The sequence below is a fragment of the Spirosoma pulveris genome (assembly GCF_054781875.1).
Genome location: NZ_BAAGTO010000008.1, coordinates 74,900 through 88,146, shown reverse-complemented (window position 1 = coordinate 88,146; position 13,247 = coordinate 74,900). Strand labels below are relative to the sequence as shown.

Sequence of the window (13,247 nt, the reverse complement as noted above, 5' to 3'; positions counted from 1 at the left end):
CATTGATCGTAATGGACTTAAAGCAACTTCGCGCCGAACTGCGTCAGGAACACAAAGACATACTCGCTTACTGGACCCGCTACGCCCCCGATCCTGAACATGGCGGTTTTTACGGCCGGGTTAACTACCAGAATCAACCCGATCCCAATGCCGAAAAAGGTATTGTACTGAACGCCCGCATCTTGTGGACATTTTCGGCAGCCCTTCGGCATACGCAGCACGAAGAATATCGCCCCATTGCCGATAAAGCTTTTCAGTATATTCAGAAATACTTCGTCGATCCCGAATACGGCGGCATCTACTGGTCGGTGGATGCCTTGGGGCAACCAAAAAACACGCTTAAGCACCTGTATGGACAGGCTTTCACACTATATGGCTTGAGCGAATATGTTCGTGCTACTAAATCGGCGCCCGCGCTCGCCCTGGCTAAAGACGTATTCCAGCATATGGTTAAGCATGCTTATGACCCCAGAAAAGGCGGGTACGTAGAAGCCCTCGCCCGCGACTGGTCGCCGGCTAAAGACTATATCATCAGCAAGTACGACAACCAGGAGATAAAGACGATGAACACGCACCTCCACATTCTGGAGTCGTTCACGTGTTTGTATCACGTCTGGCCGGACAAATCCGTGGCTGAGCAGATGCGCGGCATGCTGCACATGTTTCAAATCCATATCATCGACCCGACAACCTACCGGATGAATCTGTTCATGGACATGAACTGGAAAGTCCGGCGAACGGCCGTTTCCTACGGTCACGACATTGAAGCCTCCTGGTTGCTCCCCGAAGCCGCTGACCTGCTGGCCGCCAAAAATCCATCGGACAAGCCGTTGCAAAAAGCCTTTCAGCACATTGGGGTGAAAATGGCGCGAGCCGCATCCACCGGCTACGACCCTACCGACGGCGGTATGAACTACGAGCTGGAGCCCGACGGCCACCTGAATAAAGAACGATCGTGGTGGGTACTGGCCGAAGCTATGGTCGGATTCATGAATGCTTACCAGCTCACACACGAGAAGCCGTTTCTGGATAAGTCCGTAAAAAGCTGGGAGTTCACCAGGAAGTACTTACTCGATCGCCAGAACGGCGAATGGTACATGGGCGTTACCGGCGATCATCAGGTAGTAGGGAAAGATAAAATCAGTATGTGGAAGTGTCCTTATCACAACAGCCGTGCCTGTCTTGAAATGCTGGAGCGACTGGAGCATCTGCATGGATAGAACGAACCCAGTGCCCTCCCCTACTGTTATCTATGTACAGCATTTACACCTTGCTTATATAGAACTCTTTGCTGCTCCGGCATATCGGAGCTTACTACTTAATGCTTTATCCCAATACCTTAGAAAACAAGCTAGGTTTCGATACCATCCGCGAACGACTCAAAGAGGCCTGTGTCAGTCCACTGGGGCAGGACTACGTCGAGAAGATTCGCTTTACCGATAACGTCCAGCTCATTGATAAACTGCTTCGGCAAACGACCGAATTCAAGCAGATCGTTCAATACGAACCGGACTTCCCGACGAGCAACTACATCGATGTTCGTCCGCACCTGAACCGGGCACGCGTAGAGGGACTAGCCCTGACCGAAGCCGAATTTTTCGACCTGAAACTCGCGTTGCGGACCATTCAGGACTGTCTGCGCTTTTTATCCAAGCGGGAAGAAGACAATAATTTCCCCTTTCTGCGCGAACTGGCCGGCCCGATCGGTGTGGATAAAAAGTTGACGGATGCACTCGAACGCGTTGTCGACGACCGGGGCAACATCCGGGATTCGGCCTCGCCGGAGCTGGCAAGCATCCGTCGGCGTATTATTGGCGAACAGGCTAACCTCCGCAAACGGCTGGACAGCATTCTGCGGCAGGCCCGGCAAAACGGCTGGATTCCCGACGACCTGTCGCTGACAGTGCGCGGAGGGCGGCTCGTGATTCCGATTGCCGCCGAACACAAACGAAAGATCAAAGGGTTTGTCCACGACGAATCCCAGACCGGGCAAACCGTATTCCTGGAACCGGCCGAAGTATTCGACGCCAACAACGAAATACGCGAACTGGAGTACGAAGAACGACGCGAAATTTACCGGATTCTCCTCGCCCTCACCGACCAGATTCGCCCTCACCTGGACGATCTGAAGAAAGCTATTAACTTTCTGGCCCAAATCGACTTCATCCGCGCCAAGGCCAAACTGGCGGTTCAGCTGGACGCTATCATGCCTAAACTGCACGAACGCCCGTTTATAAACTGGACCATTGCGCGCCACCCGTTGCTTTACCTATCGTTTTCGAAACAGGGGAAGACGGTGATTCCACTTAGCGTAAAGCTGGACGAAAAGGCCCGAATCCTCATTATATCAGGCCCGAACGCCGGAGGTAAGTCGGTATCGCTGAAAACCCTTGGCCTCATTCAGTACATGCTTCAATGCGGCCTGCTGGTGCCCATGGCCGACTATTCGGAAATGGGCATTTTCCAGAACCTCTTCATCGACATCGGTGATGAGCAATCGCTGGAGAACGACTTAAGTACGTACTCCTCGCACTTAACGGCGATGAAGCAGTTCCTGATCGGTGCCAATAAGCGCACCCTCTTCCTGATCGATGAATTTGGAACGGGTACGGAGCCGGGCCTTGGGGGGGCTATTGCCGAATCGATTCTGGAAGACCTCAATAAATCGGGGGCGTATGGAGTCGTTAACACGCACTACACGAATCTAAAGGTGATGGCCGATAAAACGGCGGGTCTGATCAACGGAGCCATGCGTTTCGACGGTGAGCATCTGGAACCGCTTTATAAGCTGGAAATCGGTCAGCCGGGTTCATCATTTGCTTTTGAGATCGCGCAGAAAATTGGCCTGCCCAAAGGTGTAATAGACCGGGCGAAGGACAAACTGGGTACGCAGCAGGTCAATTTCGAAAAGTTGCTGAAAGAGCTGGACATTGAAAAGCGCGTTTTTTCGGAGAAAAATATCGAGATCGGTATCAACCAGCGTAAACTGGCCCAGCAACTCGCTGAATATACAGCGCTGAAAGAACGCCTAGATAACGACCAGAAAAAGATCGTTAACGACGCTAAACAGAAAGCGAAAACTCTCGTTCAGGAAGCCAACCAGCGTATTGAGAACACCATTCGTGAAATCAAGGAGAACAAGGCGGAACGCGAAACGACAAAACAGGTTCGGCAGGAACTGGAACGGTTCGAGCAAAAAGAACTGAAACCTGAACCCATCGTTCTGGAAACACCAAAACAACCCGAAGAAGAGTTCGAGAAAGACGGCGGAGCCATTTCGGTTGGGAGTTATGTTCGGATAGCAGGTCAGAATACGATTGGCCAGGTGCTGGCCTTGCGGGGTAAAGACGCTGAAATCCGTATTGGCGATCTTAAATCGAATGTAAAATTAAATCGGCTCGAAAAAGTCAGCAAGAAGACGTTCAAAGAAGCAACCGATGTTCGGGATGATCGCCCGCGCAGCCAGGGTGTCGATATGAACGAGAAGATGCAGAACTTCAGTTTCAATCTCGACATCCGGGGGAAGCGCGGGGAAGAAGCCATTGGTGAAGTGGACCGCTTTTTCGATGACGCCCTGATGCTCGGCTACCCGGAACTGCGCATCGTGCATGGTAAAGGCGATGGTATTCTGAGAACCCTCGTTCGCAATCACCTACGCGGCTATAAGCAGGTGGGTAAGATGGAAGACGAACACGCCGACCGGGGTGGTGCCGGGGTTACAATTGTGAGAATGAAATAAGCTTACCCAAAACCTTTATTAGATGAAAGCAGTAATTTTTGACATGGACGGGGTTATTGTTGACACAAACCCGCATCACCGCATCGCCTGGCGCGAATATTACCAGCGCTACGGCAAAACGCTGAGTGATGAAGATTTTGTGCAACATGTATCGGGTAAGCATAACAATGACATTTTAGGTCATCTTTTCGCCGGACAAGCCCTCAGCCCCGACGAAGCGAAACGGCTGGCGCACGAAAAGGAAGCGCTATTCCGGGAATTGTACGAGCACGATATTACGCCTGTTGCAGGCCTGATTCCCTTTCTGCAATCGCTGAAAGCTGCCAATATTCGTACGGCAGTAGCCACATCAGCCCCGGTCGAAAACCTCGACTTTGTGATGGACGCACTTGGCATCCGGTCTTATTTTGATGTCCTGCTGAACGAAAGTATGGTAAGCCATCCAAAGCCCGACCCCGAGATTTACCAGAAAGCCATGAGTCTGCTGGGTGTAGAACCAACGGAAAGCATCATTTTTGAGGACTCCATGACGGGTATTCAGGCAGCTAAGGCAGCCGGTGCCACTGTTGTTGGTATGTCCACGACACAATCGCCCGACGAACTGTGGCCGTTTGTTGACGACGTTGCACATGACTTTACAGACATGACCGTTGATCGGCTGGAAAAACTGGTTAAGGTTTTTTAACAGCAATAAATGCAGCCAAACTGTATTTTTGTATTTACTGGCTGGCGTGGTAAGTTGATAAGTGGCAAGTTGTAATGGATGGTGATACCAAGGCATTTTCCCGGCGTCAGCTACTTATAACTTACTGCTTTATATTTACCACCTGAAAACTTTAGTCTAAGTCCAAATGCCTATCAAACCCCAGCTATTCCTTTGTCTAATCTGTCTTTTAGGCTGGGCGGGTGGCGCACGGGCACAAGGCAAATACGTGGTTGGAACAGTAATCGACCAGACGACAAAAAGTGGCGTTGATAAGGTGACTGTTGTCAACCAGCGAACCCGTCAGCGCGCCCGGACGAATACAGACGGACGTTTTTTTCTGACTATTCAACCGGGCGATTCGCTCATTTTAACCAGCCAGTTATATAGCCGCACGGGTATTCGCTATGATGGGTCGGACAACCCGACCATCATTGCCCGCGCCCTGCCGCCAATGCCGTACCGGGTGGTCGATCTGGCTGAGGTAACTGTAAAGGGGAAGCGCTACGAAGAAGTAAAGCGGGAAATTCAGCAGGTTCTTGAGGAGCCCACAGCCTCCAAAAAAGTTACCGGCGAGCAGGCATTTGACCGATTGGCCGACGGTGCGGGCGTAACCTTGCTCTATGAGCTATTCGCCAAACGGCCCAAGTCGGATCGGAAAGCTTACTACATTATGCAGCAAGACCGCCGACATGCATTAGCCGTGGAGCGGTTCCGGCTTCTGGTTGAGCAGTCGACGACCCTAAAACCCGACGAGGTGGACCGATTTTATGACTTCTGTGATTTAGACGATGAATTTCTGCTCAAAGCCGAAGATTACGACCTGATCAATACCATCCAGCAATTACGCAATCGGTATGGCAAAGGGTTCAACCGACCCAGCCGGATATCAGCCGACCCCGGTGCAGGGGTCCCCAGGCAACCGTAAGTCTGTAACAACGCGCCTGCCTTAAGGCTGGACAACAATAATCTCCTTCCCCACGCTTATTTTTCCACCCGTCAGTACTTTGGCGGTCATACCACCATGCCCACGCATGGCATTGTACCCGCCGGGGCCCAGCGCCGTTTCCATTTTAGAACAGGGATGACACTGCCCCGTTATCTGAAGAATCGCATCGCCAATCCGGATCTTCTGATCTTTAAGCGCCAGCAGATTCAAGCCCGACACGACGATGTTTCGTCGGACTAAAGCCGGATCGAGCACATCACGACCGGTCAACGCGGCCACCACGGGTAAGTGTTCCGCCTGAATCAGGGTAACATGACGATTGCCGCTCTGTCCGCTATAGTGGTCGCCGAGAATCCCTTTTTTTTCAGTAACGTCTATTGCCTCGACAACCGTTACAGGTTCGCGTCGTACAGGCCGGATGCCGATCCACTCCACGCGACCAGCGCGGGGAAATACGTTGAATAAGTCTTTAATATTGTCCAAAACCGGAATTTCAAGAAGATTGAAAAGATTTACAAGATTAATCGATAATAGCTAGGATTTTCAATCCTGTAAATCCTTTTAATCTCCTTAAAATCCCCGTTATTAGTTCACATAGGTATTCTCCACCGTCCCGTCGTCATACAAATCAACCAGAGCGTAACCCATAGAACTCACCCAAATAGGATTGCATGTCCCGATAGAAACAGTATACTCCTAGTTGGAGTCAATCCATCCGGAAGTGGATACGTCTTTGCTTTGAGACTTTATACTACTTTTTTATCGCCTGTTTGGTTTTGTCCACAGGCGAAAAAAACAACTGTTCAGACTGAAGTCTATATGTATTTCGTAATTTACTTAGCAACCGCCTTTTCGAGGAGCCCGCTTATAAATTATCTTACTGTCTCGCTCTACATAGTCGCCCGATACTATTGGATATGAATACTTAGGCGCGTGCATTACACTATGGCTTCTTATACTTATTTTGTCGTTAACGTTCAGGCTACACAATTGCTGAAATTCATTGTTAACATTCAAAGAATTCCCGTCAGACTTTTCCGACCCAAAACTGAGAATGTAATCGTCCCCATTAATCCTGACCATCATTCCGAAACCTAATCGCGAGCCTGGTGGTAGAGAAAGAGAGGTTACAACAGCTTCCATATTAGTAAAAGCACTTAAATGCTTCCTTATTTTAGCTTCGCTGGCAAACACTTTTTTACCATTGGGAGACGCTTCCCATTTTTTGTACTTTATACCATCAGGGGTAGCCTCCCATCTTTTCAATGCCGCTTTCCTTTCAGCAACGGAGGGGGGGGCTGAGGGTGACTTTTTAGACACCTCATTTTTAATTTCACGATTAGCAAGTACGAGTCCGCTTACCACAACCAGCGGTAAGATCAGCGCATAAATTATTTTTTTCATTTTTTTATAAGGTGAATTAAAACAGTTGTACATCCTGATCAATCAGATCCAGCGAAGTGATTTACGCCTTTAGTTTAGGCTATAAAGCTAAAAGCTGCTATTCTATCGCCTGTCAATGACCTGTAAAAGAATGTTGTCGAAACGTAAAAGCTGCTTTTACAGCCTGCTGTAGATTTTTGCACCGAGCTAAATGGGTCTACGGAATAGCAAAACCACCCACTTGTATATTGCCGGATCAGGAATCAAGCCACCGCTATCCTAGCCACTGGACGACAGGTGCATAAAGAGGTCCGTCCCGGATTCGAACCGGGGGTATAGCTTTTGCAGAGCTGCGCCTTACCACTTGGCCAACGGACCAGATAAAGAAATTTCGCCTTTAAGAATTCTGTGGGAGTAGCAGGACCGATCAGACGCTACAGCGGCCCGGCGACGACACCGATAAGAGTTGTCCACTTTGATCCGTTGCCTGGTGAGGCACGTACCAAAGCTACTCAAGATTGAGCCGCGTTAGGGAAAACGTAGTCACCAACTTCGAAGCTCTAAGGGAATCGTCCCTTTGATTTTCGCCAAACCAGGTCCCTCTCGATGAATAAGCACTTGATGGGGATAAAACCCCAAAACTGGGTACGATCCCTTATCTGCATCGGCTGTACGAGCCGTTATGAAGAGTCCAACAGCTCTGGCTTTCCCAAATTGATAAGCTTTCTCAAACTCAGTAATGGATCCGCCAACATCGCCACTCAGGTTACAACTCGTACACAAAGGGGCGCTGTAGTTACGATGATTCCACATTGGTTCGGCCGCATTGGATTCAAAGGATAATTCCAGGCCTTCGAACAACGATCGCCAGGCCTCCTCCAGTAACAAGCCCTGATGAGTGCCGTCTTTAAGGGTGCTTGACTGCATCGTTTCGGGGTGAAAGCGTACCCGAATAAAGCTACCGGTTAAGGTCTTGAACTGGTCAAACCGGTTGAATTCAGCCGGTAGCTGGTCCGTCTGGGCTTGAGCAACAAACTTGGCTAAGCTACCAATAGCCGTACCGTAATGCTTACCCGATAGCCGGACTTTGGTCGCGTCTAATTGTTGAACCCCCTTCCGGGTAGGCGCTGCCAGCAGGGCGAACACCCGGGGCAGTTGAACCAAGATCGGTCCCTGGTGAATCGCTATTGTGGCAACGGCCAGGGCTGCCGGCTCGCTAAGGGGAATAATAGTCATGGCCTGACCAAAGTTGCTGGTACCAATTGGATTCCCTTTTCGGATTAACTGGCCTAGGACCAGATCCTGCCAAGGGGTTGTTAGTCTGCCTTTAGTGAAGCAGAATCACGATGGTAAAACAACAAAAGGGTCACCACTTAAGAAAGCGGAAAACTGCCTGTTTAGGCGCGTATAATTACGGAATGCTGCATTGAACAGCTTCTTTTGGGTATGTTGTATGTTAGTCCAGCTTGTGGAATCTTACTTCCTGCAGACTTTACAAGAACTACCTTTAACTATAAAATCTACCTACGCTGCAAACGCCTGAACCGGGATCGGGTTAAGATTGTATAAGTACACTTGAGAAAGAATTTCATAAATATACTTGTCCTTCACCGTACGCCTTTAGATTTGCTTCTGCACTACGTAACGACTAGGCAAACAATCAAAACTACTTTATGAAACACATACTAGGTTGGCTGTGTCTGTTAGTTTCCATGTTCACGCTTAACAGTTGTCAACATCCTCTTACTGAAACACCTGCGCCCGTCACTCCTGTCACTTTTAGCGTGGCTGCCGACTCGATTCATTTAAATCCCTACGGATATACCCCACTAGCCGCTCTACTTAACTTCTCAACTCCCCTCGTGGGCAGAACATTTATTCGAGTTAGGGGAAAACATGGCAACTTGACTACAATTGACCATCTATTTACTGACACAGGCACTAGTCACTCAGTCCCTGTAATTGGGCTCTACCCCAACTATGCCAACCTAGTTGACATAAGGATTGTCGATGAGGGTGGCGATACGCTTGCTCAAAGTACGATCACGATTTTGACAGGCGATCTACCGCCCAACATGCCTCAATCCATTACAGTTACCCGTTTTGATGAAACCAAGGTAGCAACCGGTCTGATTTTAGTAAGCAACTACAGTACATTGGGAACGGGCAGTCCCTCCACCCCTTATTTGATGGATGCCTATGGCGATATCCGTTGGGTATTAGATTACCGTAGTCATGAAAAATTAAAGACCTTGAACTTTGACGATGGCATTGGGCGTCTAAGAAACGGTAATTTCTTTTTTGGCGACATTAATACGTCCGTGATTTACGAAGTTGACTTACTCGGGAAGGTGATTAACCAATGGGGGACATCGGGTTACCTTTTTCATCATGAGGTCAGCGAGAAGCCTGATGGAAACTTCTTGCTTACGACCACTAAACCCAGTAGTACCTATGCAAATGAGAATCCGGCTATTGAAGATTATGTGATCGAAATCGATCGTCAGGACGGCACTATCTCAACCGTCTGGGATTTAAAAGAATCGCTGGATGAGACTCGATATGCCGTATCAGATGACGGGCTTCAGGGCCCTTCGGACTGGTTTCATGGTAACGCAGTCACTTATGATTCAACCGATCATACCATTGTCGTATCAGGCCGTTCACAGGGCGTTGTAAAATTAGATTATACGAACCATGTGAAGTGGATTCTGGCTGCCCATAAAGGATGGACGACGAATCGCAGGGCGGAAGACTTAACTCAGTTCCTGTTACAGCCTCTTACTAGCAATAATGATCCTATTTCATCAATGGCCGTTATCGAAGGGACATCAATAGCCCCTGATTTTGAATGGCCCTGGTATCAGCATAATCCCAACTACATGCCAAATGGTGATCTGTTGCTGTTTGATAATGGGTCGAGACGGGAATTTAATGAGAATGCGACATCTAAATATAGCCGAGTGGTAGCTTATAAAATTGACCCAATTAACAAAACGATCAAGCAGACATGGACGTACGGAAAAGAACGGGGAGTCGAAACCTTCTCCAACATTGTCAGCAGTGTTCAGTATCTTCCCCAGAGTAATCATGTCGTGTTCAGTCCCGGATATCAGGTTGCTAATAGTGATGGGAAAGGCGGTAAAATCGTAGAAATAGAGTATGCTACCAGACAGGTCGTTTCTGAGATAAGCATCTCGTCAGCTAATGGTTGGGGATTCCACCGGGCAAAAAAAATGAGTGCTTACCCTTGACCAAAGATGAAATCGCGATGATTCATAGCTTTCCGTATAACTCGTTACTATACGGGTTACAGGTTACTTTTTAAAGTAATAAAGCGCTCGATACCTCAAACATTGTAGGGTAGATTTTATTACCCAGATCAGGCTGTTTAGATAGTGAGGTAGACTTTAAAACGATATCAATACCCCCCCTGAAGCGTAATTAATCCAGGTGAAGTTATAGATCTGATCATTATTGGCCCCTCCCTCGACAACGCGGTAGCCTAACTTTACACCGACATTCGGATTTATGTGGTAGGATATGCCAGCAAAAATATCTTCAGCCCTGCCAAATTTGGAAGCTAAGGCATCTCCTTCCAATATGGCTGTCCAACGCTCGTTTGGTTTGTAACCGACATAAAAGTTCACCAGAGGGACAAAACCAACATTACTGAAATGTTGGTCATTTGATGCATTGCTGTATCTGACATCTGCGTCACGGATCTTAGCAGTCAGACCAGCACCAACTCGCCAACGCTTATTTGCAATGAAATCATACCGATAAGTCAATCGATATGAATTGAACGTATAATTCACGCTTACATCTTCATTTCTGCGGTAGATAACCTTATTAAAGTTGACATCCTGGTCGAATGACCCGTCATAATTTACGGTAAGAGGTGCATATAATGCTGAAATTGTGTGCCTGTTTGCAATCGTGTAACCTGCCCGAAGCCGGTAGAAAACCTGAGGCTTTACCGTAAGCTGATCACTTACATCAATGAGCGTCCCACCAATACCGGGTATCCGGATGTCATTATAATTGGTACTGAACACTAAGCCTCCTTCTAAATCTAACCGGAATTGCGCTTTTAGAGGCTGAAATGCCAATAAGAGCAGGCACATTGTCATTAATCTTGAAGTCATTTTTATATAAGCCATATAGGTGGCAATATGTTAGCCACGGCAGTACTTATTCGTATAGTTCAAACAACTTTTAGAGGAATTGTCTCCTCAATTACTTAATCTGACAGACCTACATTACCCTATTGTCACCCAGGCATGTTCGATTTAATACTATTTAAAGTTTAATCCATTCTGCAGACCTATGTCTTTAATGCAACATTGTTGCATTTACGAAATTCTCACCTATATTTGTCAATCGTTATTGACATCAATAACTTATCGGGAAGCCAGTCAACTAAGTAAGTTTATTAATACGGCACGACCGCGGCTTCTCTTCTACCCGCTTTTATAAAATCCAAGTGTATGAATGAGAACACGAGTTACGAGGTAATTATCGTCGGTGGAAGTTATGCCGGGCTTGCCGCTGCCATGGCCCTGGGCCGTTCGCTGCGGACTGTACTTATTATTGACAGCGGATTGCCCTGCAACCGCCAAACACCCCTTTCCCATAACTTCATTACCCAGGATGGGGAAAAGCCAAGCGTGATTACCCAAAAAGCAAAAGAGCAGGTCTTACGCTACAGCACCGTAACTTTTTTGAGTGATCTGGCCATCAGCGGACAGAAAGATCAATCCGGCTTCACAATTACCACGCAATCGAATGGATCGTTTCAGGCCAGGAAACTGGTTTTCGCATCCGGCATTAAAGACATTATGCCCGACATTACCGGGTTTGCAGCCTGCTGGGGAATCTCGGTAATCCATTGCCCTTACTGCCACGGCTACGAATTTCGAGGTCAACACACCGCCCTGATCGCCAATGGTGACCGGGCGTTTCACCTGGCTTCCCTGATCGCTAATCTGACGCCAAAACTGACCATTTTGACGTCCGGTAAAGCGGCCTTCAACCCAGAGCAACTGGTGAAACTGACCCGACACGGAATCAGCATCGAAGAAGCTAAAGTTGTTGAAATTGAGCACCAAAACGGTCATCTGAATAAGATCCTTTTCGAGAACGGACATAATCGCGTCTTCGATGCTGCTTATGCGGCAATCCCCTTTGTGCAGCACTCGGACATTCCAGTTTCGTTAGGCTGTGCACTGACCGAACAGGGTTATATTAACGTAGATGCTTTCCAGAAAACCACGCTAGCCGGGGTATATGCCTGTGGTGATTCCACGTCCATGATGCGGTCGGTGGCCAGTGCCGTTTCGAGCGGCAATATGACCGGGGCTATGGTTAATAAAGAGCTTACGGAGGAGCTATTTTAATCACCCGTCCCGCTACAGCAATAACCGAAATATGACCCCGGAACTCAATCCGCAGCCGTTGCAGCGAGCAGCTTCTTTCGCCATAGCTCTCTAAGGAACCGGTAGCCAAGCCGCCACGAACCGGTTCGTATGAGCAGCCAGATTCCTTTGTCGAGCCTTAGCTGATGAGTGAAATAGCGCAGGATAAAGTCCCGTTTGCCGCGGGCAGCTTCCTCAACTTTCTGCGGGTCCAGATTCAGATTGGGCGTCGCTGAAATCCGCTGGCTGATGTAGGCTAATTTCGCCAAACACTCAACAATACGGCTCACGCTATTTTCCTCAAGGAGGGGATTGAAATTGTGGCGCAGGCATTCCAGTTGGCTCATCGACAGGTGAAAGTCATCGCCCGTGTAGGATCGAATGCTGCGCATCACCTGAGCCTGCTGCGCTTCTTCATACTCCCGTTTATGCACTACCTGATGCAGACTCTGCGCACTCAGCCGGTAATCGAGTAATACCGTCTCGATCGTATCCATTTTGTAGGCCCTTGACAGGGCCCAGAAGAGAGCATAGTCTTCCGAGTAGCGTTCGCTATACCCGCCAACGGCCAGGACGGCACTACGCCGGTACATCACGATGGGGTGATAAATCCAGCACATGAACGTCAGATTGTAGTAATAGTAGGCCTTTGGGAAGACATCGAGCCGAACAAAGGCTTTCTCTTCGTCGACAACCCGAACCCAGGCCGACAGTAGCGCGCAGTCTGGGTGAGCGATCATGTACGCATACTGTTTTTGCAGCCGGTCCGGATAGCTCACATCATCGGCATCCATGCGGGCAATCAATTCCGTTGGGGCTTCGGCTATGCCCCGGTTGAGGGTAGCGGAAATACCCATATTGTGTTCGTTCTGGCAAAACACGATCCGAGGGTCACTGTAAGCCCGTATAATGGATGGACTGTTGTCGGTTGAGCCATCGTCAATAATCAAAAAAACAAAGTCCGTAAACGTTTGGGCCAGTATACTATCAATCGCTTCCGCCAGATGCTTTTCGGCATTGTAGACGGGCATCAACACGGTTAAAGCAGGCATAGGC

11 protein-coding genes and 1 tRNA gene are annotated in these 13,247 nt (G+C 48.6%); 6 read left to right on the top strand and 6 right to left on the bottom strand.

Going from position 1 to position 13,247, the window contains the following annotated elements:
* The first annotated feature begins 11 nt into the window (after positions 1 to 11).
* The 4 genes from ACYVJM_RS23310 to ACYVJM_RS23295 all read left to right on the top strand — a co-directional run bounded on the left by ACYVJM_RS23310 (position 12) and on the right by ACYVJM_RS23295 (position 5,370).
* On the top strand, positions 12 to 1,220 hold the full coding sequence (locus tag ACYVJM_RS23310; RefSeq protein WP_461150644.1) for an AGE family epimerase/isomerase: 1,209 nt from the start codon (positions 12 to 14) through the stop codon (positions 1,218 to 1,220).
* Between the two features lie 101 nt (positions 1,221 to 1,321).
* Entirely contained in the window at positions 1,322 to 3,739 is a 2,418-nt protein-coding gene (locus ACYVJM_RS23305; protein ID WP_461150643.1) for an endonuclease MutS2, read from the top strand.
* Between the two features lie 22 nt (positions 3,740 to 3,761).
* Positions 3,762 to 4,424 carry an HAD family hydrolase gene (locus tag ACYVJM_RS23300; RefSeq protein ID WP_461150642.1) on the top strand — a complete coding sequence of 221 codons (663 nt, stop codon included), beginning with the start codon at positions 3,762 to 3,764 and terminating at the stop codon, positions 4,422 to 4,424.
* Between the two features lie 166 nt (positions 4,425 to 4,590).
* Positions 4,591 to 5,370 carry a peptidase associated/transthyretin-like domain-containing protein gene (locus ACYVJM_RS23295; RefSeq protein ID WP_461150641.1) on the top strand — a complete coding sequence of 260 codons (780 nt, stop codon included), beginning with the start codon at positions 4,591 to 4,593 and terminating at the stop codon, positions 5,368 to 5,370.
* Positions 5,371 to 5,391: 21 nt separating this feature from the next.
* On the opposite strand, the gene ACYVJM_RS23290 is transcribed toward ACYVJM_RS23295, so the two are convergent.
* The 4 genes from ACYVJM_RS23290 to ACYVJM_RS23275 all read right to left on the bottom strand — a co-directional run bounded on the left by ACYVJM_RS23290 (position 5,392) and on the right by ACYVJM_RS23275 (position 8,010).
* Complete coding sequence (locus ACYVJM_RS23290; RefSeq protein ID WP_461150640.1) at positions 5,392 to 5,874, bottom strand: MOSC domain-containing protein; 483 nt, start codon at positions 5,872 to 5,874, stop codon at positions 5,392 to 5,394.
* A 354-nt stretch (positions 5,875 to 6,228) separates the two neighbouring features.
* The gene (locus tag ACYVJM_RS23285) at positions 6,229 to 6,795 is read right to left on the bottom strand and encodes a hypothetical protein (protein ID WP_461150639.1); all 567 of its coding nucleotides are present in this window, start codon (positions 6,793 to 6,795) and stop codon (positions 6,229 to 6,231) included.
* Between the two features lie 286 nt (positions 6,796 to 7,081).
* Positions 7,082 to 7,152 (bottom strand) — tRNA-Cys (locus tag ACYVJM_RS23280).
* Positions 7,153 to 7,317: 165 nt separating this feature from the next.
* Complete coding sequence (locus ACYVJM_RS23275) at positions 7,318 to 8,010, bottom strand: hypothetical protein (protein ID WP_461150638.1); 693 nt, start codon at positions 8,008 to 8,010, stop codon at positions 7,318 to 7,320.
* Between the two features lie 437 nt (positions 8,011 to 8,447).
* Between ACYVJM_RS23275 and ACYVJM_RS23270 the strand changes: the two genes are divergently transcribed.
* Positions 8,448 to 10,028 carry an aryl-sulfate sulfotransferase gene (locus tag ACYVJM_RS23270; RefSeq protein WP_461150637.1) on the top strand — a complete coding sequence of 527 codons (1,581 nt, stop codon included), beginning with the start codon at positions 8,448 to 8,450 and terminating at the stop codon, positions 10,026 to 10,028.
* Between the two features lie 156 nt (positions 10,029 to 10,184).
* On the opposite strand, the gene ACYVJM_RS23265 is transcribed toward ACYVJM_RS23270, so the two are convergent.
* Entirely contained in the window at positions 10,185 to 10,937 is a 753-nt protein-coding gene (locus tag ACYVJM_RS23265; protein ID WP_461150636.1) for a porin family protein, read from the bottom strand.
* 327 nt (positions 10,938 to 11,264) lie between these two features.
* Between ACYVJM_RS23265 and ACYVJM_RS23260 the strand changes: the two genes are divergently transcribed.
* Positions 11,265 to 12,173 carry an NAD(P)/FAD-dependent oxidoreductase gene (locus ACYVJM_RS23260; RefSeq protein ID WP_461150635.1) on the top strand — a complete coding sequence of 303 codons (909 nt, stop codon included), beginning with the start codon at positions 11,265 to 11,267 and terminating at the stop codon, positions 12,171 to 12,173.
* A gap of 44 nt (positions 12,174 to 12,217) precedes the next feature.
* Here ACYVJM_RS23260 and ACYVJM_RS23255 read toward each other — a convergent pair whose 3' ends face one another.
* The gene (locus ACYVJM_RS23255; protein WP_461150634.1) at positions 12,218 to 13,243 is read right to left on the bottom strand and encodes a glycosyltransferase family 2 protein; all 1,026 of its coding nucleotides are present in this window, start codon (positions 13,241 to 13,243) and stop codon (positions 12,218 to 12,220) included.
* Positions 13,244 to 13,247: the final 4 nt, after the last annotated feature.

What these genes read in the sequence shown, in the direction of transcription:
- ACYVJM_RS23270 (WP_461150637.1), top strand. Translation starts at nt 8,448, where the DNA reads ATGAAACACATACTAGGTTGGCTGTGTCTGTTAGTTTCCATGTTCACG.
- ACYVJM_RS23300 (WP_461150642.1), top strand. Translation starts at nt 3,762, where the DNA reads ATGAAAGCAGTAATTTTTGACATGGACGGGGTTATTGTTGACACAAAC.
- ACYVJM_RS23260 (WP_461150635.1), top strand. Translation starts at nt 11,265, where the DNA reads ATGAATGAGAACACGAGTTACGAGGTAATTATCGTCGGTGGAAGTTAT.
- ACYVJM_RS23305 (WP_461150643.1), top strand. Translation starts at nt 1,322, where the DNA reads ATGCTTTATCCCAATACCTTAGAAAACAAGCTAGGTTTCGATACCATC.
- ACYVJM_RS23275 (WP_461150638.1), bottom strand. Translation starts at nt 8,010, where the DNA reads ATGACTATTATTCCCCTTAGCGAGCCGGCAGCCCTGGCCGTTGCCACA.
- ACYVJM_RS23285 (WP_461150639.1), bottom strand. Translation starts at nt 6,795, where the DNA reads ATGAAAAAAATAATTTATGCGCTGATCTTACCGCTGGTTGTGGTAAGC.
- ACYVJM_RS23310 (WP_461150644.1), top strand. Translation starts at nt 12, where the DNA reads ATGGACTTAAAGCAACTTCGCGCCGAACTGCGTCAGGAACACAAAGAC.
- ACYVJM_RS23255 (WP_461150634.1), bottom strand. Translation starts at nt 13,243, where the DNA reads ATGCCTGCTTTAACCGTGTTGATGCCCGTCTACAATGCCGAAAAGCAT.
- ACYVJM_RS23265 (WP_461150636.1), bottom strand. Translation starts at nt 10,937, where the DNA reads ATGGCTTATATAAAAATGACTTCAAGATTAATGACAATGTGCCTGCTC.
- ACYVJM_RS23295 (WP_461150641.1), top strand. Translation starts at nt 4,591, where the DNA reads ATGCCTATCAAACCCCAGCTATTCCTTTGTCTAATCTGTCTTTTAGGC.